The following is a 25566-nucleotide window of genomic DNA, read 5'->3' on the forward strand; positions in this document are numbered from 1 at the left end:
GCAATTTGTTACTCAAAGAGGAGTTTGGGTATGGCCGGTGTGATGGATTCGGTTAACCAGCGAACTCAGTTGGTTGGGCAGAATCGTTTGGAATTGCTGTTGTTCCGTTTGAATGGCAATCAGTTGTATGGGATCAACGTATTCAAGGTGAAAGAGGTGTTGCAGTGCCCGAAGCTCACCATCATGCCGAGATCCAGCCCGATCGTTCGCGGTGTGGCCAGTATCCGTGGCGGTACTATCCCGATTCTTGATTTGGCCATGGCCACCGGCAGTGCGCCGCTGGCCAACATCCACAACAGTTTTGTCATCATCACTGAATACAACACCAAGGTTCAGGGCTTTCTGGTGCACTCGGTTGAGCGCATCGTCAACATGAACTGGGAGTCGATTCATCCACCACCCAAAGGCACCGGGCGTGATCACTACCTGACGGCGGTTACCCAGCTGGACGGCAAGATGGTTGAAATCATTGATGTCGAGAAGGTTCTGGCTGAAGTAGCACCGACATCAGAGGTCATCTCTGAAGGTGTCTTGGATGCCCAGACGCAGGCGCGTGCGGTGACCAAGCGCGTGCTGACCTGCGACGACTCATCGGTGGCGCGCAAGCAGGTTACCCGTTGCCTGGAAACCGTCGGCGTCGAGGTGGTGGCGCTGAATGACGGCCGCCAGGCGTTGGAATACCTGAAGGCCATGGTTGAAGAAGGCCGCAAGCCTGAGGAGGAATTTCTCATGCTGATTTCCGACATCGAAATGCCGGAAATGGATGGCTATACGCTAACTGCGGAAATCCGTGCCGATCCGCGCATGCAAAAGCTGCACATCATCCTGCATACTTCACTGTCTGGCGTGTTCAATCAGGCCATGGTGAAGAAGGTCGGCGCGGATGATTTTCTCGCTAAGTTTCGCCCGGATGACCTGGCAGCACGGGTAGCTGACCGCATCAATATTGCGGCAGGGGACTGAGGGCCTGGCCCTCCGTTAAACATATGTTTGTCGAGGCCTCGCGAGTGTCTACAGGTAATTTGGATTTCGAGCAGTTCCGGACGTTCCTGGAAAAAGCCTGCGGCATTCTGCTGGGCACGAATAAACAGTATCTGGTTTCCAGCCGGCTCAACAAGCTGATGGAACAGAACAGCATCAAGACCCTGGGGGAGCTGGTGCAGCGCATGCAAACCCAGCCGCGCAGCGGTTTGCGTGAGCAGGTGGTTGATGCCATGACCACTAACGAAACCCTATGGTTTCGCGATACCTATCCTTTCGAAGTGCTGAAGAAGCGCGTGCTCCCGGAGATGATCAAGGCCAGCCCTGGTCAGCGCCTGCGCATCTGGTCGGCGGCCTGCTCTTCCGGTCAGGAACCCTACTCGCTGTCGATGACCATCGATGAGTTCGAGAAGAGCAATATCGGTCAGCTCAAGGGTGGGGTGCAGATCGTTGCCACCGACCTTTCGCCGACGATGTTGGTCAACTGTAAATCTGGCGAGTACGACAGCCTGGCGATGGGCCGTGGCCTTTCCCAGGAGCGGTTGCAGCGGTATTTCGAGCCTAAAGGGCCGGGCCGCTGGGTGGTCAAACCGGCCATTCGCAGTCGTGTTGAGTTTCGCGCGCTGAACCTGCTGGACAGTTACGCCAGCCTGGGCAAGTTCGATGTGGTGTTCTGCCGTAACGTACTGATCTACTTTTCGGCCGAGGTAAAGAAGGACATTCTCACCCGCATTCATGCCATGTTGAAGCCAGGTGGTTACCTGTTTCTCGGGGCTTCTGAAGCCCTTAATGGCCTGCCTAGCCACTATCAAATGGTGCAGTGCAGTCCTGGAATCATTTACCAGGCGAAATAGTCGCCAGCAGGGTTCGGAAAAACGGGAGGCCAGTGGCCTCCCGTTTTTTTGGCGCGAGTGTTGTCCATCGTGGTGTTTTTACAGGCTGCTGGCCTTGGCTGCGGGTATGCGCGGCAGGCATTGACTGTAGGTGCTCGGCTCAAGGTAAGGCAGCAGTATCGGCGCCATGCCTTTGAGAACCTGCACCGGCAGAGCGGAGGTGAAACGAAAGTTTTCCGCCGCGCGGCCAGGGACAAAAGCGGTGAGGGTGCCGTAGTGGCGTGGGCCCAGATAGAACACAAAGGTAGCCGTACGGTTGATCGCCCGCGAGCTGAGTACGCGCCCGCCTGAAGCGACGGTTTCGATACGGTTATCGCCGGTTCCCGTTTTGCCACCGACCTTGAGGGGCAGGCCATCGGTCTGGGTAAAGCTGCCGAGCAGGCGGCGTGCAGTGCCGGCTTCGACCACATCGGCGAGCGCGCTGCGCAATGCCGCGGCGACTTCCGAGGCCATGACCCGCTTGCCGTTGGTGTGGTCGCGCGTCACTAACGTGTCGAAAGGCGTGTCGGCGGCGAAATGCAGGCTGTCGATGCGCGCGGTGGACTGGCGAATACCGTCGTTCTGGATAATTCCGACCAGTTCGGCCAGCGCCGCTGGACGGTCGCCGGAGCTGCCGATGGCGGTAGCCAGTGATGGCACCAAGTGGGCAAAGGGGTAGCCGAGGTTTTGCCAGCGCCGATGAATGTCGAGGAAGGCTTCGACCTCCAGCATGATGCGGATGCGGCTGTCGCGGGCGCTTTTGTGCCGGCTGCGGAACAGCCAGCCATAGACCTCCTGGCGCTGCTCGCGACTGGCCGCCACGGCATCGTTGAAGCTGGCCTGCGGTTGCTCGATCAGGTAGCCCAGTAGCCATAATTCAAGCGGGTGAACGCGGGCGATATAGCCCTGGTCTGGCAGGCTATAAGCCCCCGGGCCGTAACGCTTGTACAGCTCGCTGATGCGCTTCTCACTGAGCTTTTCCTGGGGCAGGTTGCTGCTTAGGAAAGCGGCGAAGGTGGCCTCGTCGGCTTGCGGCGTGAGGTAGCGATGCACGGCCGCGAGCCTTACCGAGGTGTGCCGCAGGCCGCTGAGGAAGGTCTCCAGGCGCAGTTGCTCGGGCTGCCCCTGATACTTACGCCAGAAGCGCAGCAGAAAGGTTTTGCCCTCACGGTCGGCGAAGTCATGCAGATAGGCTTGGCGGCGTGGATCCTTGTCGTCTTTGAGCAGTTCGGCGCTGTTATTCGCCCCCTGGTAGGTGGTGTAGCGCACCAGATCACGCATCAGGCGGATAAACGGCAGGTTGAGCGACTCGCGCAGGGCTTCGCGCAGGCTGGCGATGCGCTGGTTATCCTCGCGGCGGAAGTTGCTAAAGGTGTGAATACCGCCGCCGGTGAAGAAGCGCTCGCCTGGGCTGGCCGAGTATTTACGTTCTAACGCCGCATCGAGCATGGCTGGCAGGCTGGTGTTGGTGGTGCTTTGCAGGTAGCTGATGGCCCAGCGGGTCAGGTTGTCCTCGGCGTTGACTGCACGCAGCTCACTGGCGCTTTGTCCCGCATGGCGCTGGTGCAGTTCGGCGATGATTTCCAGGTAGGTGGCCAGCACCCTGAGTTTGGCGGTAGAGCCCAACTCGAGCTTGCTGCCTTCGTTGATGTCGAATGGTTGATCGGTATTGTCGGTCTGGACTCGCACCAGGCTACCGTTGTTGGTGCGTTCAAGTAGGGTAAAGCTGTAACGCACATCGGCGGTTTTTTCCGGCGAGAGTAGGCGCTCGCCGAACAGGCCGATTTCCCCGGCAAACACCGGGTCAGCCAATTGCTGCAGGTAGTGGCTGACGGCTTGTTGGAGCGGGTTGTTGAGGGTGCTGGTGGCCGTCAGGTCAAGGCGGTCCAGGTCATAAAACGGCATGTTAAGCATGGCCGAAAGACGTGAACGTACGACGCTGATGCCCTTGTTGCCGTCCACCGGTCTTAGGTTGGGTTCCAGCACCCAGTCGCGGTACGTGAGTGGCTGCTGCAGGGCGGCATCGCGCAGCGCCGAGTCGATCAAGCCGCCGCCTGCCAGCAGGCGAATATGGCTGTCGGTTAGGGCACCCAGGTCATGGCGGCCCTGCGCCAGGTAATAAGACGGGCGCCGCTGCGCAATCATCAAGGCCAGGACCTGACGCAAGGCCAGGCCACGCTCGGCCAGGCTGGCCTCAGGTGAACGTGCAGGGTCGAGCAGCAGGTTGACGCGGGCAAAGTCAGCGCCGAACCAGATACGCAGACCGTCAGCCAGGCCGTGCACCTCGCCGTGACCTGGGGCAGCCGAGAGCGGCACGCTGTTGAGGTAATCGCGGACGATATTTTCCCGCGCCGCTAGCGTTTGTGGGCCGCCCTGGTAAGCGCGCACGCTGGCGGAAAGCATCTGCCGCAGTTTTTCCGTCGCCGAGAGTGTCAGGCCGTCCGGGGAGTGGCGATATTTCTCCAGCTGGGTGGCCAGGGTACTGCCGCCCGCCGATTGATCCTGCATGTCCAGCAGCTTGCCGACCTGGGACACCGCAGCCATAACAAAGCGCGGCCAATCCACTGCCGGGTTGGCCAGGGGCTGTTCGGGGTCGAGCAGTTTGCGGTTTTCGATAAACAGCAGGCTATTGGTAACTAGCGCGGGGATGGCGCTGAAGCTTGGGTAGCGCTGCTGCGGATAGCGGAATTGGTAGAACGGTGTGCCGCTGCAGTCATTGATCAGCAGGCCACTTTGAATTTTCTCCGGGTAGGGCACAAACAGCCCGCGCTGGGCATAGTCGAGCAGTGCCGGGGAGAACTGCGCCTGCTGTTGCACGACAAAGTTGCGTTGGCCAAGACGCTCCAGCATCAGCGGCAGGTAGGTGTAGCCCTGGCGCTTATCGAAGGGGCCTTCCTTGGGGTAGATGATTGCCGGGCTAGGCCCCGGCTTGACCTGATAGCTGAGGGTTTGCGCGTAGCGACTGATCTCCTGGGCCTGAAACCGCGAGGTGCGTACTTCCTCGACAAGCAGCAGGCCGGCGGCGATGCACAACGCCACAAGCAGCAGCCAGAAGATAATTTTCAGCGTACGTCTGTGTCTGCGTGGGCTGGGCTGCTCGTCGGCTGGCCGGGTGGTGGTTTTTAGTTGCTGTGGTGCGCCCATATTCATTTGGCCTGATGTACTCATCCAGAGGTTTGACAGGTTGCTGAATAACATCAGCGGGCTTGCGCGCTGAGTTCCTCGCAGCGGGCCACTGTCTGCAGTTTAGCCGTTGGCGTGCGCGGCAGGCAGGGAAGTGCTTGGCGCGCATAAGATATTTTTGTTGAATTGGTGGGTGAGGGTGCCGACAGGCTGAGCCGCGCCAATAGCGACTGCCTGCTATTGGCGCAGGATTACCCAGGGGCTGAGCGCTTATAGCAGGTAGCTGGTACAAGCGGCTGACAAAACAGGCTTCGCAGGAGAGCCCTGGCTGCTCAACAGCCAGGCCAAGGTTGTTTAGCTGCGGCGCTGACGGTCTTCGGCATAGCGGCGCAGTACCCACTGGCCGCCCGGGTGGGCGTGCAGTTCATCGAGAAAGGTTTGGGTTTTGCCGTCATAGCCGGCGACCCCTTCCCAGGGGGTACCCGGCGGGGTGAATAGCGGGGCGAAGAGTGCGGCGGCGCTAATATCGGCCAGGGTCAATTGATCACCGACCAGGTAGCGCGATGGATCACCGTGGATGCGCGATTCGATCAGCGCCAAGCCCTCAAGCAATGCGGTCTGGGATTTGTCCACCCGCTGTGGGGTCACGCCATAGAGTTTCTGTACACCATTGATCAGCACCGGCTTCATCAGGTCGCGCAGGCCCAGCATGGGGCGGTAGACCTTGAGCATGGCGTGCATCACCGAATCCCACTGCTTAATCTGGCCATACAGCCAGCGGCGCACGTGCACGCCGAGGCGGTCGAACTGCTCTTCCAGTTCCAGCACTTCGGCGCGCTGCGCGGCATCGGCCGGCAGCAGTGGTCTATCAGGGTAATGCTGTTCCAGGTACAGGGCGATCTGCGTGGAGTCGCCGATCACGCTGTCGCCATCTCGCAGGATTGGCAGGGTGACGATGCCGGCCAGGCGCTTACTCTTCAGCCGATGCAGGCCTGGGAAGAGGTTGTCGACCTGAAAGTCGAGGCCCTTGTGGTCGAGGTGCCAGCGGGTCTTTTCGCAGTAATGGGAGATCGGAAACTGATAAAGCGTGCGCATGCGGAGTCCTCGGCAATGATGCCGCGAGTGTACGGGCTGCGGGCTTGACTACCCAGTCGCGCGGCGCTGCTCTGGTTTTGCCGGTAAGCAGCGCCCCAGGCCAATGCTGGCGTGGGGCGTATTCACTTAAAGCGTCTGTTGCAGCTGGGCTTTATTGCCGGGGGCGCTGGCCAGCAAATGCTCTGGCAAGTCGAGCAGGTCATCTTCGAAGGTTTCCAGTGGTGGCGGGCGTCGCTCGAAGCGCGAGCCGAGCACCAGCAAGCAGGGCGTCAGCAGTAGCGTGAGTACCGTGGCGAAGCTCAGGCCGCCGGCGATGGCGCTGGACAGCTGCGTCCACCACTGCGTTGACGGCGCGCCAAGGCCCAGGCTTGGGGTCAGCAAATCGACGCTGACCCCAATCACCATTGGGATCAGCCCCAGCACCGTGGTCACCGCGGTTAGCAGCACCGGGCGCAGGCGCAGGCAGCCGGTTTCCAGCGCCGCAGCGCGCGGCTCCAGGCCTTGGCGACGCAGCTGGTTATAGGTGTCGATCAGGATGATGTTGTTGTTCACCACAATCCCGGCCAGGGCAATCAAACCCATGCCGACCATAACGATGCCGAACGACTGAGCATTGACCAGCAAGCCCATCAATACGCCAGCGGTCGACAGGACGATGGCCGAGAGCACCAACAGCGATTGATAGATGCTGTTGAACTGGGTCACCAGGATGATAAACATCAGGAAAATCGCCACCATAAAAGCGGAGCTGAGGAAGTTGGCCGCCTGCTCTTGGTCCGCGCCTTCGCCAGCTACCTTCAGCTGCACATCTGCGGGCGGCGTGCCCATGGCTTGTTCCAGCGCGCTCTGGCGTTCCGCCAGTTGTGCGCCTGCGGCCAGGTCCGCTTGCAGGGTGATGGTGCGGTTGCCGTCGACTCGGCGCAGGGTGCCGACTTTGGGCGCTTGCTCAAGCGCAACGAAGTTGCTCAGCGGGATCTGCCCGGCCGCTGTGTTCAGCGTCAGGCGACCAAGCTGGTCGAGGGAGCGCCAGTTGGCGGGCAGACGCACGCGGATGTCTACTTCATCGGTGGCGTCTTCCGGGCGATAGGTGGCCAGCTTGAGGCCGTTGGTGACCATCTGCACGGCATTGCCCACGCTCAGTACGTCCGCGCCGAAGCGTGCGGCAGCTTCGCGGTCGACCTTGATGCGCCACTCGATGCCCGGCAGCGCGCGATCATCCTCAATATCTTTGAAACCGCCAATGCGCTGCATGGTCGTGCGTAATTCGTCGACATAGCGGTCGGCTTGCTGAGCGTCATGGGCGCTGATTTGCAGCTTGAGCGGCTTGCCGCTGCTGGGGCCGTCCTCCTGCTTGCGAAATTCCAGGACTATGCCGGGGATGTCCGCTGTACGTGCGCGCATGTCCTCAAGGATGCTGCTGGCCGGGCGTCGCTCATGCCATTCGGTGAACTGGAACTGCAGGGTGCCGATGACATCTGCCCCCAGTTGCCCGCCCGGCTGCGCCAGCGAGCGGGCATACAGGGCTTTCACTTCGCTCATGCCGAGCAGGCGTTTTTCTACGCGCTGAAGCAGGGCGTCTTTTTCCTCTACTGACAGGTCGCCGCGTGCGCGCAGCCAGATCTGGGCGCTTTCCGGTTCGACTTCAGGAAAGAAATCCACACCATGGTTGAAGCGGCCGTACGCGGTGTAGATCAAGGCAACCAGCGCCAGGATGCCCAGCAAGGTCAGGCCCGGGCGTTTTAGCAAGGCTCCCAGTAGCCGGCGATAAGCCACTGCGCCACGCCCCGGCTGAGTCGGTTTGGCCAGCGGTTGGCCGCCGGTGACTGCGCCGAGTACCGGCAGGAACACCAAGGCCATGGCCAGCGAGGCGAGCAGGCAGACGATCACCGTGGCCGGCAGGTATTTCATAAACTGGCCAACCACACCGGGCCAGAACAGCAACGGCAAAAACACCGCCAGGGTGGTGGCGGTGGAAGCGATTACCGGCCAGGCCATCCGTGTTGACGCGTTGGCCCAGGCCTGGCGTGGGGTTTGTCCCTGGTGTAGGTAACGGTCGGCCAGTTCGGAGACCACAATGGCGCCGTCCACCAGCATCCCGGCGACCAGAATCAGGCTGAACAATACGATGATATTAAGGGTGAAGCCGAGCGCCCAGATCAGCAGGATGCCGGTGAGAAAGGCGCCGGGAATCGTTAGGCCAACCAGCAATGCCGAGCGCATGCCCATGCTCGCCACCACCAGAATCAACACCAGCACGATGGCGGTCATAACGTTGTTGAGCAGGTCGCCGAGCAGGCTCTTGACCTGCAGCGACTGATCCATGATGTAGCTGACTTTGAGGCCCTCGGGCAGCAGCGGCTGGGCTTCGAGCAGCAGCGCCTTGACCTGCTCGGTGGTGGCAATGATGTTGGCCCCGCTGCGCTTGGAAACCTCCAGCACCACCGCCGGTTGACCGTTGATCCGGGCAAAGCCGGTGGGGTCCTTGAAGGTGCGGTGGATGGTGGCGACATCGCCGAAGGTCACCACGCTGTTACCCACCACCTTGATGGGCATGCTCAGCACGTCTTCGAGGTCTTCAATCACCCCGGGCACCTTCAAACTCATGCGCCCCGCGCCGGTGTCCAGGCTGCCGGCGGCGACCAGGCGGTTGTTGCGGCTGATCAGGGTGAACAGCTCGTTGTAGTCGATGCCGTAGCTGTCGAGTACTTGTGGGTCGACGACGATTTCCAGCAGGTCTTCGCGGTCACCGCCAATTTCCACCGAGAGCACTTCGGCAATGCCTTCGACGTTTTCCTTCAGGCGGCGGGCGATATACACCAGCTCGGTTTCGGCAATTGGCCCGGACAGACCAATCGACAGCACCGGGAACAGCGCCACGTTGACTTCGTTAACCGTCGGTTCTTCGGCTTCCTCCGGCAGTTTGCTGCGCGCGGTATCGACCTTCTCACGTACATCGGCCAACGCTTGCTTGGCATTGAAGCCAGCATCGAACTCCAGGGTTACCGAGGCTAGGCCTTCGTTGGCTGTGGAGCGCATTTCCTTGATCCCTTCGAGGCTGCGCAACTCCTGCTCCAGCGGGCGCACCAACAGGCGCTCGGCGTCTTCCGGGCTGATGCCCTCAAGCGTGACCAATACATAGATGATCGGGATGCTGACATCCGGGTTGGCTTCCTTGGGAATCGCCACATAGGCGGCCAGGCCACCGAACATCAGAAACATCAGCAACAGCAGGCTGGTGCGGCTGCGATCAAGTGCCGCAGCGATCAGGTTGTGCATCTCAGCTCCCCCCTTTGGCCGGTTGGCTGATTACCTGCTGGCCTGGCTCGACAAAGCCCTGGCCGAGGGTGATCAGCGCGACCTTGTGCGGCAAGCCGCTGACCCAGGCACCCTGATTGTCGACGCTGATCAGCTGCACCGGGGTGAACACCACCTGTTGTTGCTCGTTAACCCATTTGACGCCATGCCGGCCGGCTTGATCGAGGCTCAACAACGCTGGGGAAATACGCTGGGCGAGGGTTTCACCGGTGTGAATATGCAGGGTCGCACTGGCACCGGCCAGGCGCAGCGCCTTGGGGTTATCGACCTTGACCTCGATGCGGAAGCTGCGCGAACCAGGGTCGGCGGCGGCGGCGATAAAGTGCAGTTCGCCGGTTAATTCACGGCCATCGAGCATCTCCACTCGCACCGCCTGGCCGAGCGTTAGCTGGGTCACTTCCTGCTGGGCGATTTGCGCGCTGACCTTGAGCTGGCTGATATCAACCAGGGTCAGCAGGCTTTGCCCCGGCTGGACAAAATCGCCCAGCTCAACCATGCGCTGGTCATAGGTGCCGGCAAAGGGCGCGGTGATCTGCGTATTGGCCAGTTGAATGCGCGCCAGGTCGAGTTCTGCGCGCGCCTTGGCCAGCTCACTCTGCAGGCGGATCAGTTCGTTGGCGGACACCAGGTTGCGCTCACGCAGGCGGGTTGCCGCTTTGGCATCGGCCGCGCGCTGGCGCACATCGGCTTCGCCCTTGGCCACTTGAGCCGGGCGATTGTCGGCGGACAAGGTAAGCAGCCGCTGGCCTTGCTTGACCGGGCTACCCTTGTCTTGGTCCAGGCGAGTCACCGTGCCGCTGACCTGTGAACGTAATTCGACCCGGCGCCAGGCCTCCACCTGGCCTTGCACCACATGCTGGCGCTGCATTGGGCTGGCCTCCAGCCACTGCACTTCGACCTTGGCCAGACCCGGCTCTTGCGCCGGAACGTCAGCGCTGGCGGTTTTCTGGGCCTTGAACAACGAGCCGCTGAGCAACCACAGCAGGAGCAGCAGGGTGATGGCTACAGCGATCAACCAAGGGCGTTTGGACAGCTGACTGAACATGAGCGGCTACTCGTGGCTGATGGGTTGAGCAAGCAGTTCGGCTGCTTGGGTACGCAGGCCGGCAATGATGAAATCGGTGACGCAGGTGAAATAGTCATCCAGGGCAATGGGGTCGGCCCAGTGGGCGAAGCCCCCCGAGGCGATGCGCGCCATCACCCCGTTGAAGCAGGCCTCCACGCCCCAGAGTAGTTGTTGGCAATCGGCCTGGCTCAGCGTCTGGCGGTTAAAGGTGGCGCTGAGCAGGTCGGCAAAGAACTGCTGGTAGTGCTGCTCGATATCGAGAAACTGTTGGCGGTATGGGCTTTCCAAGCGCGCCTGGAATTCCGGGCGGTCGCAGTGCAAACACAATTGCGCCTGGATCGGATCGGCCAACATCAGCTCGAACGCCCGGCGGATGACGCGGCGCATGGCCTCAGGTGCCGGGCTGGCGGCAAACAGGCTGCGCAACTCCTGCAATTGTTGGCGGCTGAGGTCGAGCACCAGGCGTGCATACAGCGCCTCTTTGCTAGGGAAGTGCTTGTACACCGTGCCTTTGCCGATACCGGCGGCTATCGCCACCTCGGCAATGGTCACGCGGTCCCAATGTTGCTCGGCAAACAGCTGGCGCGCGGCCTCAAGGAGGGCGCTTTCGCGTTGTTCGAACTGCCGATCTTGGTAGCGCATGGAGGGCCTTAGGCTTTGTGACCAATGGTCATGCTATGACTGGTGGTCACGATCAGCAAGCCCTGAGTTGTAACGGGCTGTGCTGATGGGCGGCGTTGGTGCACGAGTATTTTTCTCGCTAAGCGTCTTGGGTCTTGATGCGAGCAGGCAGGCTTTTGGTAATTGTTCTGCGCGCTGCGCAGGAATAAACTGCCGGCTATGAATACCTTTCGCCGTGCCTATCTGGTGTTGTTGCTGTCGCTGATTCTGCCTTTGCAGAGCCTGGCGGGCATGCTCCAGGCCGGCGAAATTTGCTTGATGGACCACGCCAGCCAAGTGCAAATGGAGTGCTGCGCCGATGCCGCCATGGCGGCCGGTAGTCAGGCCTGCCCAAACATGCTCAAGTGCTCCACGGCCAGCTTGCCGTTGCTGGATATCCAACGGCTTAAGCTCAAAGTACTGGCGCTTGAACGTGGCCCGTTGTGGCTAACCCAGGCGGTATTTCCTTCGCGGCCACAGGCCGCTCCCTGGCGTCCTCCCCGCGCCTGATTCCTGCTCTGTATGAACGCTACTGTGCGGCTAAGGCTGCAGAGCAGCTGTTGAGTGCCCTTTATCGGGTGCAATTGCGACAGGAATCCCCACTATGCTCACGTTTTCCTCCAGCCCGTTGTGGCTGCTCGGGGCTCTGGCGACTGCTTTGTGCAGCCTGCCGGTTGCTGCCCTGACTCTTAATGAGGCTCTGCGCCTGGCCGAGCGCGAAGCCCCTTCACTGACCGCGCAAGCTGCACAGGTTGACGCGGCGCAACGCTTGACGATACCCGCCGGCGAGTTGCCCGACCCCCAATTGCTGTTGGGGCTGCAAAACGTGCCCATTGAGGGCGCCAATCGTGGTCGCCTCAACGCTGAACCCATGACCATGAAAATGCTCGGTGTCATGCAAGAGGTGCCCAGTCGCGCCAAGCGCCGAGCTCAGGTGGGGGTAGCCGAAGCTGGAGTCAAGCGTGCTACCCAGACGCAGCGTGTGGAGCACCTCAAGGTGCGCCGGGAAACCGCGCTGGCCTGGATTGAGGCGCTCGGTGTGGAGCAGAAGCTGGCGTTATTCCCAGACCTTTATGCTGAAAACACCTTGCTGGCTAACGCCGTACGCGCCCGCATCAGCAGCGGTCGCGGGCCGGCTGCCGACAGTATCGGGCCGCGCCAAGAGGCCGCGTTGCTGGCCGAGCAGGAAGACGTGCTGCAGCAGCAGCGCACCCAGCAACGTGCGGCTTTGCGCCGCTGGGTCGGGCCACGAGGTGACGAGTCGCTGACTGGAAAACTGCCGCATTGGCCGGTAAACGCCGAGCACTACCAGGAGAACCTGCAGCGTCGCCCCGAGCTAGTGCTGTTTGATCCGCTGGCCGCCGAGGCGCAGGCCGAGATTCACCAGGCAGTGGCTGAGAAAACTCCAGACTGGAGCTGGCAGCTGGCCTACCAACAGCGCGACGCCATGTTCGGCGACATGTTGAGTGTGCAAGTCAGTGTTGATTTGCCGCTGTTTCCCGCCTCCCGGCAAAACCCGCGCATTGCCGCTAAGCAAGCCCAGTTGAACCAGTTGGAAGCCGAACGGGCGGACGCCCAGCGCGAGTATGCGCAGCAGTTGGCCACAGACCTGGCCGAGTATCAGCGCTATGACCGGGCGCTGCGCCGCAGCCAGGACAGCTTGCTGCCTTTGGCTGAGGAGAAGGTCGCACTGAGCCTGGCCGACTATCGCTCGGGCGCGGCTGAGTTGGCCAGTGTGATTGCCGCGCGCCGCGAACTGATCGAGACGCGCCTGCAGCAGATTAGCGTTGAGCAAGAACGGGCGCTGACCAGTGCCCGACTGTATTTCGCCTACGAAGGGGCTGAGCAATGAGCGTGACAACGATAAAAGGCGTGCTGTTGACCAGCCTGTTGATGGCCGTTGCGGCGGCGGGTGGTTACGGGATCGCGCATATCTCGATGCCCAGCACCCTGCAGGCAGGTCCTAGCGCTGAAGCGGCGATGGCCGCCAAGGGTCAGGTGCTGTATTGGTACGACCCGATGGTGCCGCAGCAGAAGTTCGATAAGCCGGGCAAGTCGCCCTTTATGGACATGCAGCTGGTGCCGCGCTATGCCGATGAAGGCGGCGACAGCGCCGCCGTCAGCATTGACCCGAGCATCAGCCAAAACCTTGGCATGCGTTTGGCTCTGGTAACCCGCGGGGCGGCGGCAAGCAGCCTGGAAGTGGTCGGCAGCCTGGCGTTCAACAGCCGTGAGGTTGCCGTGGTGCAAACGCGCAGTGGCGGTTTCGTCGAGCGCGTGTATGCCCGCGCCGCCGAGGATGTGCTGGAGGCCGGCGCGCCGCTGGCCGATCTGCTGGTGCCAGCTTGGGTCAGTGCTCAGGAAGACTATCTGGCATTGCGCAGTGCGGGCGATCCCGGTCTGTTGAGCGCGGCGCGTCAGCGCATGCGGCTGGCCGGTATGCCTGCCGCGTTGATCAGCCAGTTCGAGCGCAGTGGTCAGGTGCAGACGCTATGGACGGTTACCAGCCCCATCAGTGGTGTGCTGCAGCAACTTGAGGTGCGCGAAGGCATGACCCTGGCGGTAGGGCAAACCCTGGCCACCATCAACGGTTTGCGTACGGTCTGGCTGGAGGTGGCCGTGCCGGAAGCCGAGGCCGCAGGGCTGAGCCAGGGTCAGCAGGTCGAGGCGCGTTTGCCGGCCTTCCCCGGTGAAGTGCTCAGCGGCCGCATTGCGGCAATTCTGCCCCAGGCCAATCTCGATAGCCGCACCCTACGGCTGCGGGTCGAGTTGGCCAACCCCGAGGGCCGCTTGCGCCCAGGCCTGACGGCTCAGGTGCGGCTTACCCGCCCCGCCGAGCGCGATGTTGTATTAGTGCCCAGCGAGGCGGTGATCCGCAGTGGTCGCCGTGCGCTGGTGATGCTGGCTGAAAGCGAAGGGCGCTATCGCCCGGTGGAAGTGCGCCTGGGTGCTGAGGCCGAGGGTAAAACCGAGGTGCTGGAGGGGCTGACGGAGGGCCAACAGGTGGTTGCTTCAGGGCAGTTCCTGCTCGATTCCGAAGCCAGCCTGCGCGGTATTGCGGTGCAAGGTCTGGGGCAAGCGGCCGCTGAAGTGAAGCTGGAGACAGCCTTGCATGAGGCCGAGGGGCAGATCGACGGCATCAACGAGGAGGGGGTGATGCTCAGCCACGGGCCGTTCAAAACCTTAGGCATGCCCGGCATGAGCATGCGCTTTCCGCTTGCCAGCCCGACGCTGGTGGAGGGCTTCAAGGTGGGCGATAAAGTGAAGGTCGGCGTGCGCGCCGATGATAACGGCCTGCTGATTGAGCGCATCGAGCACCTAGCGCCGCTGCAAAAGCAGCAGGACGGCCAGCAGCAGGTGCAACCATGATTGCCGCGCTGATTCGCTGGTCGGTGGTTAATCGTTTTCTGGTGATATTGGCCACGCTGTTCGCCACGGCCTGGGGTATTTGGTCGCTACAAAACACGCCGATCGATGCGCTGCCAGACCTGTCCGATGTGCAGGTGATCATCCGCACGCCTTTTCCGGGCCAGGCACCGCAAATTGTCGAAAACCAGGTGACCTATCCGCTGACCACCACCATGCTCTCGGTGCCGGGGGCGAAAACCGTACGCGGTTACTCGTTCTTCGGTGACAGCTACGTCTATGTGTTGTTCGACGACGACACCGACCTCTACTGGGCGCGCTCGCGGGTGCTGGAATACCTCAGCCAGATCCAGAGTCGCCTGCCGGCCACTGCCAAACCGTCGCTGGGGCCGGACGCTACCGGCGTCGGCTGGATCTACCAGTACGCTTTGGTTGATCGCTCCGGCAAACATGACCTGGCGCAGCTGCGCGCACTGCAGGACTGGTTTCTCAAGTTCGAGCTGAAAACCCTGGCCAATGTCGCCGAAGTGGCCAGCATTGGCGGCATGGTCAAGCAGTACCAGGTGCAACTCGACCCGATCAAGTTGGCCAGCTTGGGTGTCACCCAGGCCGAGGTCACCGCCGCGATTGGCCAGGCCAATCAGGAAACCGGTGGTGCGGTGCTGGAGATGGCGGAAACCGAATTTATGGTCCGTGCGTCCGGTTACCTGCAAAGCCTCAACGACTTTCGCGCCATCCCGCTGCGCCTCGATAGCGGTGGCGTGCCGCTGACCCTTGGCGACGTCGCGCATATCCAGTTAGGGCCGGAGATGCGTCGTGGTATCGCCGAGCTGGATGGCGAGGGCGAGGTGGTCGGTGGCGTGGTGATTTTGCGCAGCGGCAAGAACGCGCGCAGCACCATTGCGGCGGTCAAGGCCAAGCTCGAAACGCTGAAAAGCAGCCTGCCGGAAGGGGTGGAGATCGTCACCACCTATGACCGCAGCCAGCTGATCGACCGTGCAGTGAAGAACCTCAGCGTCAAACTGATTGAGGAGTTCATCGTCGTCGCCTTGGTCTGTGCGGCGTTTCTCTGGCACCTGCGTTCTTCGCTGGTGGCGATTGTGTCTTTACCGGTCGGCGTGTTGATCGCCTTCGCGGTGATGCAGCAACAGGGCATTAACGCCAACATCATGTCCCTCGGCGGTATCGCCATTGCGATTGGCGCGATGGTCGATGCGGCGGTGGTGATGATCGAGAACGCGCACAAAAAGATCGAAGCCTGGCGCGAGCAGCATCCAGACGAAGAACTCAAAGGCGAGCAGCATTGGCGGGTGATTACCGCTGCAGCGGTGGAAGTCGGCCCGGCGCTGTTCTTCTGTCTGCTGATCATCACCCTGTCGTTTATTCCGGTGTTCACCCTGCAGGCCCAAGAAGGCCGGTTGTTTGGCCCGCTGGCCTTTACCAAAACCTACGCCATGGCCGCCGCCGCAGGATTGTCGGTGACCCTGGTGCCGGTGCTGATGGGCTACTGGATACGCGGGCGGATACCCGATGAGGCGCGCAACCCACTTAATCGTGGATTGATCCGCCTCTACCAACCGGTGCTGGACGCGGTATTGGCGTGGCCCAAGGCGACCCTGGCGGTTGCACTGCTGGTGCTGCTCAGCACGCTGTGGCCGTTGTCGCAGTTGGGCGGCGAGTTTCTGCCGCCGCTGGATGAAGGCGACCTGCTGTATATGCCCTCGGCCCTGCCGGGTTTGTCGGCGCAGAAAGCCGCGCAGTTGTTGCAGCAGACCGACCGGTTGATCAAAACCGTGCCGGAAGTCGCCCATGTGTTTGGCAAAGCCGGGCGCGCGGAAACTGCCACCGACCCGGCACCGCTGGAGATGTTTGAAACCACCATTCAGTTCAAGCCGCGTGAGCAGTGGCGCGCCGGCATGACCGCCGAGCAGTTGGTGGATGAGCTGGACCGGGTGGTGCAAGTGCCGGGGCTGACCAACATCTGGATTCCGCCAATTCGCAACCGCATCGACATGCTCGCCACCGGCATTAAGAGCCCGATTGGGGTCAAGGTCGCGGGCAGCAATCTGGCGCAGATTGATCAGGCCACCCAAGCCATCGAAAAGGTCGCCAAAGGTGTGCCCGGAGTCAGTTCGGCGCTGGCCGAGCGCTTGACTGGCGGGCGCTATATCGACGTCGACATCGATCGGCCAGCGGCGGCGCGCTATGGCCTGAATATCGCTGATGTGCAGGCCATAGTCGCCGGGGCGATTGGTGGTGAAAATATCGGCGAGACCATCGAAGGGCTGGCGCGCTTTCCCATCAGCGTGCGTTACCCGCGTGAATGGCGCGACTCTCTGAGCAAGCTGGAGCAGCTGCCGATCTACACCCCGGCGGGCAGCCAGATTACCCTCGGTACGGTGGCGCGCATCAAGATCAGCGACGGCCCGCCGATGCTCAAGAGCGAAAACGCCCGGCCTTCCGGTTGGGTCTATGTGGATGTACGCGGCCGCGACCTGGCCTCGGTGGTCGCCGACTTGCGCCGCGCCATCGAGGCTGAGGTGCAGTTGCAACCGGGCATTAGCCTGAGTTACTCGGGGCAGTTCGAGTTTCTGCAACGGGCCAATGCGCGGCTGAAACTGGTGGTGCCAGCGACGCTGATGATCATCTTCGTGCTGCTTTACCTGTGCTTCAACCGCTTCAGCGAGGCGCTGTTGATCATGGCCACGCTGCCGTTCGCCCTCACCGGCGGCATCTGGTTTCTCTACCTGCTCGGCTATCACCTGTCGGTGGCCACCGGCGTCGGCTTTATCGCCTTAGCCGGGGTGGCAGCGGAGTTCGGCGTGATCATGCTGCTCTACCTGAAAAACGCCTGGGCAGAGCGCCAAGCCAAAGGGCAAGACGATGAGACGGCGCTGCTTGCGGCCATTCGCGAAGGGGCGGTGCAGCGGGTGCGGCCCAAAGCCATGACCGTGGCGGTGATCATTGCCGGCCTGCTGCCGATTCTGCTCGGTGGCGGCACTGGCAGCGAGGTGATGAGCCGCATTGCCGCACCGATGGTCGGAGGCATGCTCAGCGCGCCATTACTGTCTTTGTTTGTGTTGCCGGCAGCCTATCTGCTGCTGCGCCGGCGTAAGCCGCAGTGACCTGAATCATCCTTCCAGCGTGGTGACAGGGACGTCCGCTGGCAAGACTCTTATGGCCTATCGCCAAGCAGCGCGAAACCGCTGAAGGTCACCTTCAGCGGTTTCGCGCTGCCCCTTTTGAGTGCTGAGCACAGCAAAGCAGCAGTGCTATTTACTGCAAAACGTAGCCTTGCGGTTGCAGGGGTTCGGGCAGGGTATCGCCAAGGGTTTCCAGCAAGTCGATCTCAATGCCGCGAACCATGGCGCTCAGGGGCAAGTCGTTGTCCGACAGGCCGAAGGGTTCCTCCAGCTCGTCGCCCAGCGCATCGAGGCCGAAGAAGGTGTAGGCAATAATCGTCACCAGAACCGGCGTCAGCATTTCCAGTGAGCTGACCAAACCAAACGGCAGCAGCATGCAGAACAACCAGGCCGTGCGGTGCAGCAGCAAGGTGTAGGCGAACGGTGTCGGGGTGCTTTTGATGCGTTCGCAAATGGCCTGGCTGGCGGCGAGGGTGTCCAGGCGTTGTTCCAGGCCGCGATAGAGCACATCGCTAAGACGGCGTTCACGCACGCATTGCGCCAGATCCTGATTGATCCAGTTGAGCAGGGTATCTGGCACGTTGCGCCGTTGGCGCAGGGCTGCCAGTTCGTCCGGGCTGACCCATGCCGCACAGGCCGCCGGCGCATCCTGGCCGCGCAGATGGGCGGCCAGGGCATGGGCAAAGGCAATGCAGCGTTCGATGGCCAGGCGGCGCAAGCGCGCATTGTCGTCACCGGCCAGCAATGCCTGGCTTTCGCGGGCCAGGCCGCGGGCTTGGATAATCAGCTCGCCCCACTGCTTGCGCGCTTCCCACCAGCGGTCATAACAGGCGCTGTTGCGAAAGCCGAGAAAGACCGAGAGGGCCAGCCCCAACAGCGAAAAGGGTGGGGCACTGACGTGGCTAAGCCACTGCATCCAGCCGTACTCATAGAGCCCCACCACCACGCAGGACAGCAGCGTGATGCTCAGCAGCTTGGAGGCGATATGCGGGAAGATTGAACCACGGCGAACGAAGAACAGGTGCAGCGCACTGGGGCGCGGGCGAACGATCATGACGGCAGTGCATCCAGGGATCGGGGGAGGGCTTGAGCGGCGCGGATTATGCGCCGCTGCCCAGCCTCTGCCTAGCGCGTTGAGCTGATGTGGCAGGCTTTTTAGCGCGCCACGCTGACGCCTTCCAGGTTGGCGAAGGAGGTGTCTTTGGCGGTCAGCAGAAAATCGCGCATAAAGGGCGCGTCGAGCATGTCGGTGCGGATGCCGGCGTACAGGGTGGCGAACAGGCCTTTATCGCCCAGGCGCTTGGCCGTTACATAGCCGCGCGAACTGTACTCGTGCAGCGCCCAGTTGGGCAGGCCGCACACGCCACGGCCGCTGGCCACCAGCTGCATCATCATCACCGTCAGCTCCGAGGTGCGCACCTGCGCCGGCTCAACATCGGCGGGCTCAAGGAAGCGGGTGAAAATGTCCAGGCGATCACGCTCCACCGGGTAGGTGATCAGGGTTTCGCTGGCCAGGTCTTCTGGCTTGATGCACGGTTTGCTCGCCAGCGGGTGCTGGTTGGCCACCGCGAGCATGGCCTCGTAGGTGAACAGCGGGACATAGGTGATGCCGGCCAGCTCCAGTGGGTCGCTGGTCACTACCAGATCCAGGTCACCGCGGGCCAGAGCCGGCAGCGGAGCGAAGGAGAAACCCGAGGCCAGGTCCAATTCCACTTCCGGCCAGGCATCGCGGAACTGGTCGATGGTCGGCATCAGCCACTGGAAGCAGCTGTGGCATTCGATGGCCATGTGCAGGCGGCCAGCTGTACCGCCGGCCAGGCGCGCCAGATCGCGCTCAGCGCCGCGCAACAGCGGCAATACCGTATCCGACAGTTGCAGCAGGCGCAGGCCGGCGCTGGTAAAGCGTACCGGCTTGGTTTTGCGCACAAACAGCTGCATGCTCAGGCGCTCTTCCAACTCCTTGAACTGGTGCGACAGTGCCGACTGGGTCAGGTGCAGGCGCTCGGCGGCATCCACCAGGCTTTCGCTTTCGCGTAGGGCATGCAGGGTTTTCAGGTGGCGCAATTCGAGCATTGAAACCTCGGGGGAGAAGAGGGCGTAGGGTGGTTGACGCTGTATTCACCCAGCATTGGCAGGCCGGGGGTGGTGGATGGGCGAAACGTCACTCACCCTACATGAATAAAACTGTAGATCAAGACGAATAGGTTGAGTTTGTCTCACGTGGAGTGAGTGCCGAGAATAGCCCTATCTTATTGATTCGATGGAGCGTTCTGACATGGCCTTGTCCCATTCCCTGGGTTTTCCGCGTATTGGTCGCGACCGTGAGCTGAAAAAAGCCCTGGAGGCCTACTGGAAAGGCGAGCTGGATGAAGCCGGTTTGCAGGCGGTGGGCCGCACACTGCGCGCCGCCCATTGGCAGGTGCAGAAGGACGCCGGTATCGACCTGCTGCCGGTCGGCGACTTCGCCTGGTACGACCAGGTGCTGACTCACTCGCTGAGCTTTGGCGTGATCCCCGAGCGCTTCCGGCCGCACAACGCCAAGCCGAGCCTGGACACGCTGTTCGCTATGGCGCGTGGGGTTTCTGCAAACAACAACAGCCAGAACGCCTGTTGCGGCGCAGCCCATGCGCAACCCGCGTCTGCCCAAGAGCTCACCAAGTGGTTCGACACCAACTATCACTATCTGGTCCCGGAATTCAGCGCCGATCAGCAGTTCCAGCTGAGCTGGGAGCAGTTGTTTGAGGAGGTGGCCGAAGCCCATAGCCTGGGGCATAGCGTTAAGCCGGTGCTCATCGGCCCGCTGACCTACCTGTGGCTGGGCAAGGCCAAGGGCGAGGCGTTCGATCGCCTGGATCTGCTTGAGCGGCTGCTGCCGGTTTACGGCGAGATTCTTCAGCGCCTGGCGACGCAGGGCGTGGAGTGGGTGCAGATTGACGAGCCGATTCTGGCCCTGGACCTGCCACAAGATTGGAAGAACGCGTTCGAGCGTAGCTACAACATTCTCCAGCGCGAGCCCGGTAAAAAGTTGATCGCCACCTACTTTGGCGGCCTGGAAGACAACCTCGGTCTGGCCGCCAGCCTGCCGGTGGATGGCCTGCATATCGATCTGGTGCGCGCGCCGGAGCAGTTCCCCAGCATTCTCGACCGCTTGCCGGCCTACAAGGTGTTGTCGCTCGGTGTGGTGGACGGGCGCAACATCTGGCGCACCGATCTAGACAGCACGCTGGCCATTCTGCAACAGGCTCAGGAGCGTTTGGGCGAGCGTTTGTGGGTAGCACCGAGTTGCTCGCTGCTGCACAGCCCGGTCGACCTGAGCCGTGAAGAGCAGCTGGATGATGAGCTGAAAAGCTGGCTGGCCTTTGCCGTACAAAAGTGCGCGGAAGTCGCGCTGCTGACCGCGGCCCTGAATGACCCGCAGAACACCGCGGTGCAAACTGCCCTGGCCGAGAGCCGCGCCGTGCAGGCCAGCCGTGCGCAGTCGCCGCGTATTCACAAGCCGGCGGTGCAGGCGCGTCTGGCGGCCATTAGTGCCGCCGACAGTCAGCGTCAGTCGCCGTTTGCTCAGCGTATCGAGCAGCAACGTGCGCGCTTGCAACTGCCCGTCTTCCCCACGACCACCATTGGCTCGTTTCCGCAGACCGCTGCAATTCGCTTGGCGCGGCAGTCGTTCAAGGCCGGCAAGCTGTCGCTGGCCGACTACACCGAAGCCATGCACAGCGAGATTCGCCACGCAGTTGAGGTGCAGGAAAACCTCGGCCTGGATGTGCTGGTGCACGGTGAGGCCGAGCGTAATGACATGGTCGAGTACTTCGCCGAGCAACTCGATGGCTATGCCTTTACCCGCTTCGGCTGGGTGCAGAGTTACGGCTCGCGTTGCGTCAAGCCGGCGGTGATTTTCGGCGATTTGAGCCGCCCGCAGGCGATGACCGTGGAGTGGATTGGTTATGCCCAAGGGCTGACCAGCAAGGCGATGAAGGGCATGCTCACCGGCCCGGTGACCATGCTGATGTGGTCGTTCCCGCGTGACGACATTTCCCGCGAGCAACAGGCGCGCCAGTTGGCCCTGGCGATTCGTGACGAAGTGCTGGATCTGGAAGCGGCCGGGATCAAGATTATCCAGGTCGACGAAGCGGCGTTCCGCGAAGGGCTACCGTTGCGACAGGCGCAGTGGCAGGCCTATCTGGATTGGGCCACCGACGCTTTCCGTCTGTGCGTTTCGGGCGTGCGCGACGAGACGCAGATCCACACGCACATGTGCTACAGCGAGTTCAACGCTGTGATCGAGTCCATCGCCGCCATGGATGCCGACGTGATCACCATCGAAACTTCGCGCTCAGACATGCAGTTGTTGCAGGCCTTCGAGGCGTTTGCTTACCCCAATGATATCGGCCCCGGGGTCTACGACATTCACTCGCCACGCGTGCCGGACACGGCCGAGATGACCACGCTGCTGCGTAAGGCCGCGCAACGCATCCCCGTTGAGCGCTTGTGGGTCAATCCGGACTGCGGCCTGAAAACCCGCGCCTGGCCGGAAACCGAAGCGGCGTTGGTCAATATGGTCGCGGCGGCCCGTCAGCTGCGTACTGAACTGGCCTGACTGCTGTTCTGTCGCGGCTAAAGCCCCTCCCACGGAGCCTGTTGCGTCTGTGGGAGGGGCTTTAGCCGCGAGTTTCTGTAGTTTTTGTAGTTGCTAGGCAACCGCTCGTCTTCCTTCATCAAACTGTCACGGTTTTGTGGCAGCGCGTGCGAACAACTTTCACCACACTCGCGCCTTAATGGGGGGCTGCGTTTCGCTGTCCTGCGATGTGGTGATGTTATGCGTGTACTTATTCTTCTCGCTGCGCTGTTGTGCGGCGTGCCTGCTTTTGCAGCCCAACGTTGTGATGTTCAGGTGCCGGCTGAAATGGCCGAGCTGGGCGAGGTGCGTCTGGCATACCAGAGCATCGGCCGCGCCAGTGACCCGGCGCTGCTGCTGGTAATGGGCCTGGGCGGGCAACTGATTCACTGGCCCGATGAAGTGGTCGCGCGCCTGTGCGAGCAAGGCTTTCGCGTCATTCGTTTTGATAATCGTGATGTGGGGTTGAGCACCTGGGCGCAGGCCGCGCCGTCGATCAATCTGACCTACGAAGCGCTGCGGTATCGCCTGGGCCTGTCGGTGAGCGCACCTTATGGTTTGCGTGACATGGCCGGCGATGCCTTGGGGCTGATGGATAGTCTGAGCGTAAAGCAATTCCATGTGTTGGGGGCGAGCATGGGCGGGATGATTGCTCAGCATCTGGCGGCTATAGCGCCTGAGCGGGTGCAGAGCCTGACCTTGATCATGACCAGCTCTGGCGCCCAAGGCTTGCCGGCACCGAGTGACTCGCTGTTGGCATTGCTGGCCAAGCGTGAAGCGCCTAACCGCGCGGTGGCATTGGAGCAGCAGGCTGATCTGTTGGCCGCGTTGGGCAGCCCGACCGTCAGCGATGACCGTGAACTGTTGTTGCAGCAGGCAGAACTGGCTTACGACCGCGCCTTCAACCCCGAAGGTGTGCAACGCCAACTGTTGGCGATATTGGCCGAGCCGAGTCGGGTTGAACTGCTTAATCGTCTACGGGTGCCGACCCTGGTGGTGCATGGCACTGCCGATCCGTTGCTGCCGGTGATGCACGGCGTGCATGTGGCGGCGCATATCAAAGGCAGTGAGTTGAAGCTGATTCCGGGGCTGGCCCATCGCTTTCAGGAGGCGTTCAAGGAGCCGTTGCTGGCGGCGGTGTTGCCGCACTTACAGGCGCATCGCCAGGATGGGCAGTGGGCACAGCTGTAATGATCTAACTGATTTAAAACGGAGCCAGCAGCCGGTCAAACCGGCCGCTGCTTGGAGCACTCAGCGAGTGCCGAGGAAGTCGCGCTTGCCGATGGCCACGCCGTTATGACGCAGGATGGCGTAGGCGGTGGTGAGGTGGAAGTAGAAGTTCGGTAGTACGTGATCAAGCAGGAAGGCCTGGCCCTGGAAGTGGGTTTCCTTGTCGCGGCGCTTGAGGGTGATGGTGCGGGTTTCGCTGCCGTCGATCTGCGCGGCGTTCAGGCTCTGCAGGAAGGTCAGGGTCTTGGCGATACGCGCCTGCAGTTCGGCGAAGCTGGTTTCGTCGTCGGCATGGCTCGGCGCGTCAACTTCAGCCAGCAGCGCCGCGCCCGCTTTGACGCCGTCGCAGGCGATCTGCACCTGGCGGCTCAGGGGGAACATATCCGGGGCCAGACGCGCATTAAGGAACACACTCTGCTCGATCTTCTTCTCTTCGGCGTGGGCCGCAGCGATGCCGAGGATGGTCGACAGGTTGGTCAGTTGACGGGTGAAGACCGGGATGGATGTTTGGTACATGGACATGGAAATCTCCAGAAGCGCCGAAACGGGTTGCTCCGGGCATGAGTGCGTAGTGGGGGAGGCCACCGCCAGAGGCAGTGACCTGAGGCGTCAAGCTTAGCCGATGGTGATGGGCGGCAGTTTGGTCAGCTCAACGGTCTGCGCTTTGCGCGGGGCGAGGATCTCGGCTTCGCCGTCTACCACCAGTTCATCGTTCTGGTTAAACACGCGGGTGGCCACGCGCACGCGGAACTTAGGCAGTTTTTCGAGAATTTCCAGGCGCACGGTCAGGGTGTCGCCGAGTTTTACCGGGGCGGTAAAGCGCATGCTCTGGCCGATATAGATGGTGCCGGGGCCAGGCAGTTCGCAGGCCACCGCCGCGCTGATCAGCGCACCGCTGAACATACCGTGGGCGATACGCTCCTTGAACATGGTGGTGGCCGCGTATTCGGCGTCCAGGTGCACCGGGTTGTGGTCGCCGGAAACTTCGGCAAACAGCTGGATGTCGCGTTCGCTGACGGTCTTGCTGTAGCTGGCGGTCTGGCCAACTTCGAGAACGTCGTAGGGCGTGTTGCTGCTTTGGCTCATGGATGACTCTCTTGGTTCTGTTGGTTGGGCTGGCGCGGTTGGCTGAGGGCCTGGTGCAGCCAGTCGATGATGTCGCTGGTCACCTCGTCGCGATTGCTCTCGTTGAGCAGTTCGTGACGGGCATCCGGGTAGATTTTTACCTGTACATGCGCGTTGCCGGCGGCGAGCAGGGCATTGCCTAAGTCTTGTTGACGGTGGCCGTCGCTGACCGGGTCACAGGCCCCGCCAATTACCAGCAGCGGCAGGTGGTTGTCGATCTGCGCGAGACTGTGCAGTGGGGTGATCTGTTGCAGGCCGCCGAGCAAGTCGATCCACAGCTGATTGCTGCAGCGAAAACCGCACAATCGGTCGTCGACGTATTTGTCGACTTCCAGCGGATCGCGGCTCAGCCAGTCGAAGCTGCTGCGGTTGGGCTTGAAGGCCTTGTTGAACGAGCCGAACGAAACGAACTCAAGCAGGGCGCTATAGCCCTGCGGGCCTTGCCGCCAGCGCTCGAAGCGCGCCAGCCACTGGCCGGCGCGGTACAGCGCCACGGGCTGGTAGTTGGAGCCGGAGAGAATCGCGCCCTGCAGGCTGCAGCTGTGCTGCATCAGGTAGGCCTGGCTGATATAGCTGCCCATGCTGTGGCCGAGGAGGAAAATCGGCGTCTGCGGGTGGCTCTGGCGCATATGGTGGTTGAGGTTGGCCAGGTCGTTGACCACCAGACTCCAGCCATGGCTGTCGGCATAGTGGCCGAGCAGGCCATGTTCGGCGGTTTTGCCATGCCCGCGCTGGTCGTGCGCATAGACCTCGAAGCCTTGCGCCACCAGCGCTGCAGCCAGACGGGCATAGCGCCCACTGTGCTCGGCCATGCCATGGGCGATCATCAACAGTGCCTTGGGCGGTTGCTCGCTGTGCCAGCGGTTTACGTAGAGGGGCGCGGCATCAGTGCAATTGAGCCAGAACGCTTGGTGGAGCATGGCGTATCCCTTAAGCCAGCATAATCGGGGCATTGTGCACCCCGCGCGGCATGGC

At 61.8% G+C, this 25566-nt stretch carries 18 protein-coding genes; 8 read left to right on the forward strand and 10 right to left on the reverse strand.

Features of this window, described 5'->3' with window-relative positions; genetic code table 11:
* Nucleotides 1–30: 30 nt before the first annotated feature.
* Both Q0V31_RS11140 and cheR read left to right on the forward strand, forming a co-directional pair.
* Nucleotides 31–963: a chemotaxis protein CheV gene (locus Q0V31_RS11140; RefSeq protein ID WP_298187728.1), complete on the forward strand. Its 933-nt coding sequence runs from the start codon at nucleotides 31–33 to the stop codon at nucleotides 961–963.
* Nucleotides 964–1007: 44 nt separating this feature from the next.
* Nucleotides 1008–1835 (forward strand): protein-glutamate O-methyltransferase CheR, encoded by an 828-nt coding sequence (cheR, locus tag Q0V31_RS11145; protein ID WP_298187729.1) that lies wholly within the window; start codon nucleotides 1008–1010, stop codon nucleotides 1833–1835.
* A gap of 78 nt (nucleotides 1836–1913) precedes the next feature.
* On the opposite strand, the gene Q0V31_RS11150 is transcribed toward cheR, so the two are convergent.
* From Q0V31_RS11150 to Q0V31_RS11170, 5 genes are all read right to left on the reverse strand, one after another.
* Nucleotides 1914–4997 (reverse strand): transglycosylase domain-containing protein, encoded by a 3084-nt coding sequence (locus Q0V31_RS11150; RefSeq protein WP_298191045.1) that lies wholly within the window; start codon nucleotides 4995–4997, stop codon nucleotides 1914–1916.
* 333 nt (nucleotides 4998–5330) lie between these two features.
* Nucleotides 5331–6071: a glutathione S-transferase family protein gene (locus tag Q0V31_RS11155; protein ID WP_298187730.1), complete on the reverse strand. Its 741-nt coding sequence runs from the start codon at nucleotides 6069–6071 to the stop codon at nucleotides 5331–5333.
* A gap of 126 nt (nucleotides 6072–6197) precedes the next feature.
* Nucleotides 6198–9347 carry an efflux RND transporter permease subunit gene (locus tag Q0V31_RS11160; RefSeq protein ID WP_298187731.1) on the reverse strand — a complete coding sequence of 1050 codons (3150 nt, stop codon included), beginning with the start codon at nucleotides 9345–9347 and terminating at the stop codon, nucleotides 6198–6200.
* A gap of 1 nt (nucleotide 9348) precedes the next feature.
* Nucleotides 9349–10431, reverse strand: a complete 1083-nt coding sequence (locus Q0V31_RS11165; RefSeq protein ID WP_298187732.1) for an efflux RND transporter periplasmic adaptor subunit — start codon at nucleotides 10429–10431, stop codon at nucleotides 9349–9351.
* Nucleotides 10432–10437: 6 nt separating this feature from the next.
* On the reverse strand, nucleotides 10438–11094 hold the full coding sequence (locus tag Q0V31_RS11170; protein WP_298187733.1) for a TetR/AcrR family transcriptional regulator: 657 nt from the start codon (nucleotides 11092–11094) through the stop codon (nucleotides 10438–10440).
* A 198-nt stretch (nucleotides 11095–11292) separates the two neighbouring features.
* On the opposite strand from Q0V31_RS11170, the gene Q0V31_RS11175 reads away from it, so the two are divergent.
* The 4 genes from Q0V31_RS11175 to Q0V31_RS11190 all read left to right on the forward strand — a co-directional run bounded on the left by Q0V31_RS11175 (nucleotide 11293) and on the right by Q0V31_RS11190 (nucleotide 17603).
* Nucleotides 11293–11622, forward strand: coding sequence for a hypothetical protein (locus tag Q0V31_RS11175; protein ID WP_298187734.1), 330 nt, complete (start codon nucleotides 11293–11295; stop codon nucleotides 11620–11622).
* Between the two features lie 94 nt (nucleotides 11623–11716).
* A complete protein-coding gene (locus Q0V31_RS11180; protein WP_298187735.1) occupies nucleotides 11717–12964 on the forward strand; it encodes a TolC family protein in 1248 nt (415 codons plus the stop codon).
* On the forward strand, nucleotides 12961–14481 hold the full coding sequence (locus Q0V31_RS11185) for an efflux RND transporter periplasmic adaptor subunit (RefSeq protein WP_298187736.1): 1521 nt from the start codon (nucleotides 12961–12963) through the stop codon (nucleotides 14479–14481). The genes Q0V31_RS11180 and Q0V31_RS11185 overlap by 4 nt, the downstream gene beginning before the upstream one ends.
* Nucleotides 14478–17603 carry an efflux RND transporter permease subunit gene (locus Q0V31_RS11190; RefSeq protein WP_298187737.1) on the forward strand — a complete coding sequence of 1042 codons (3126 nt, stop codon included), beginning with the start codon at nucleotides 14478–14480 and terminating at the stop codon, nucleotides 17601–17603. Before Q0V31_RS11185 ends, Q0V31_RS11190 begins: the two co-directional genes overlap by 4 nt.
* Nucleotides 17604–17754: 151 nt before the next feature.
* Here the strand turns inward: Q0V31_RS11190 and Q0V31_RS11195 are convergent, their stop codons facing one another.
* Together Q0V31_RS11195 and metR are read right to left on the reverse strand one after the other, a co-directional pair.
* Nucleotides 17755–18675, reverse strand: a complete 921-nt coding sequence (locus Q0V31_RS11195; RefSeq protein ID WP_298187738.1) for a bestrophin family protein — start codon at nucleotides 18673–18675, stop codon at nucleotides 17755–17757.
* Nucleotides 18676–18776: 101 nt separating this feature from the next.
* Nucleotides 18777–19694, reverse strand: a complete 918-nt coding sequence (gene metR / locus Q0V31_RS11200; protein WP_298187739.1) for a transcriptional regulator MetR — start codon at nucleotides 19692–19694, stop codon at nucleotides 18777–18779.
* 202 nt (nucleotides 19695–19896) lie between these two features.
* Here metR and metE point away from each other — a divergent pair, with 202 nt between their 5' ends.
* Nucleotides 19897–22218, forward strand: a complete 2322-nt coding sequence (gene metE / locus Q0V31_RS11205) for a 5-methyltetrahydropteroyltriglutamate--homocysteine S-methyltransferase (protein WP_298187740.1) — start codon at nucleotides 19897–19899, stop codon at nucleotides 22216–22218.
* A gap of 219 nt (nucleotides 22219–22437) precedes the next feature.
* Nucleotides 22438–23427 carry an alpha/beta hydrolase gene (locus Q0V31_RS11210; protein ID WP_298187741.1) on the forward strand — a complete coding sequence of 330 codons (990 nt, stop codon included), beginning with the start codon at nucleotides 22438–22440 and terminating at the stop codon, nucleotides 23425–23427.
* A gap of 60 nt (nucleotides 23428–23487) precedes the next feature.
* On the opposite strand, the gene Q0V31_RS11215 is transcribed toward Q0V31_RS11210, so the two are convergent.
* From Q0V31_RS11215 to Q0V31_RS11225, 3 genes are all read right to left on the reverse strand, one after another.
* Nucleotides 23488–23994 carry a DUF1993 family protein gene (locus Q0V31_RS11215; RefSeq protein ID WP_298191046.1) on the reverse strand — a complete coding sequence of 169 codons (507 nt, stop codon included), beginning with the start codon at nucleotides 23992–23994 and terminating at the stop codon, nucleotides 23488–23490.
* Nucleotides 23995–24081: 87 nt separating this feature from the next.
* Nucleotides 24082–24552 carry a MaoC family dehydratase gene (locus Q0V31_RS11220; protein ID WP_275961166.1) on the reverse strand — a complete coding sequence of 157 codons (471 nt, stop codon included), beginning with the start codon at nucleotides 24550–24552 and terminating at the stop codon, nucleotides 24082–24084.
* Entirely contained in the window at nucleotides 24549–25511 is a 963-nt protein-coding gene (locus Q0V31_RS11225) for an alpha/beta hydrolase (protein ID WP_298187743.1), read from the reverse strand. Before Q0V31_RS11225 ends, Q0V31_RS11220 begins: the two co-directional genes overlap by 4 nt.
* Nucleotides 25512–25566 lie beyond the last annotated feature (55 nt).

Source organism: uncultured Pseudomonas sp. (genome assembly GCF_943846705.1).
GTDB lineage: Bacteria > Pseudomonadota > Gammaproteobacteria > Pseudomonadales > Pseudomonadaceae > Aquipseudomonas.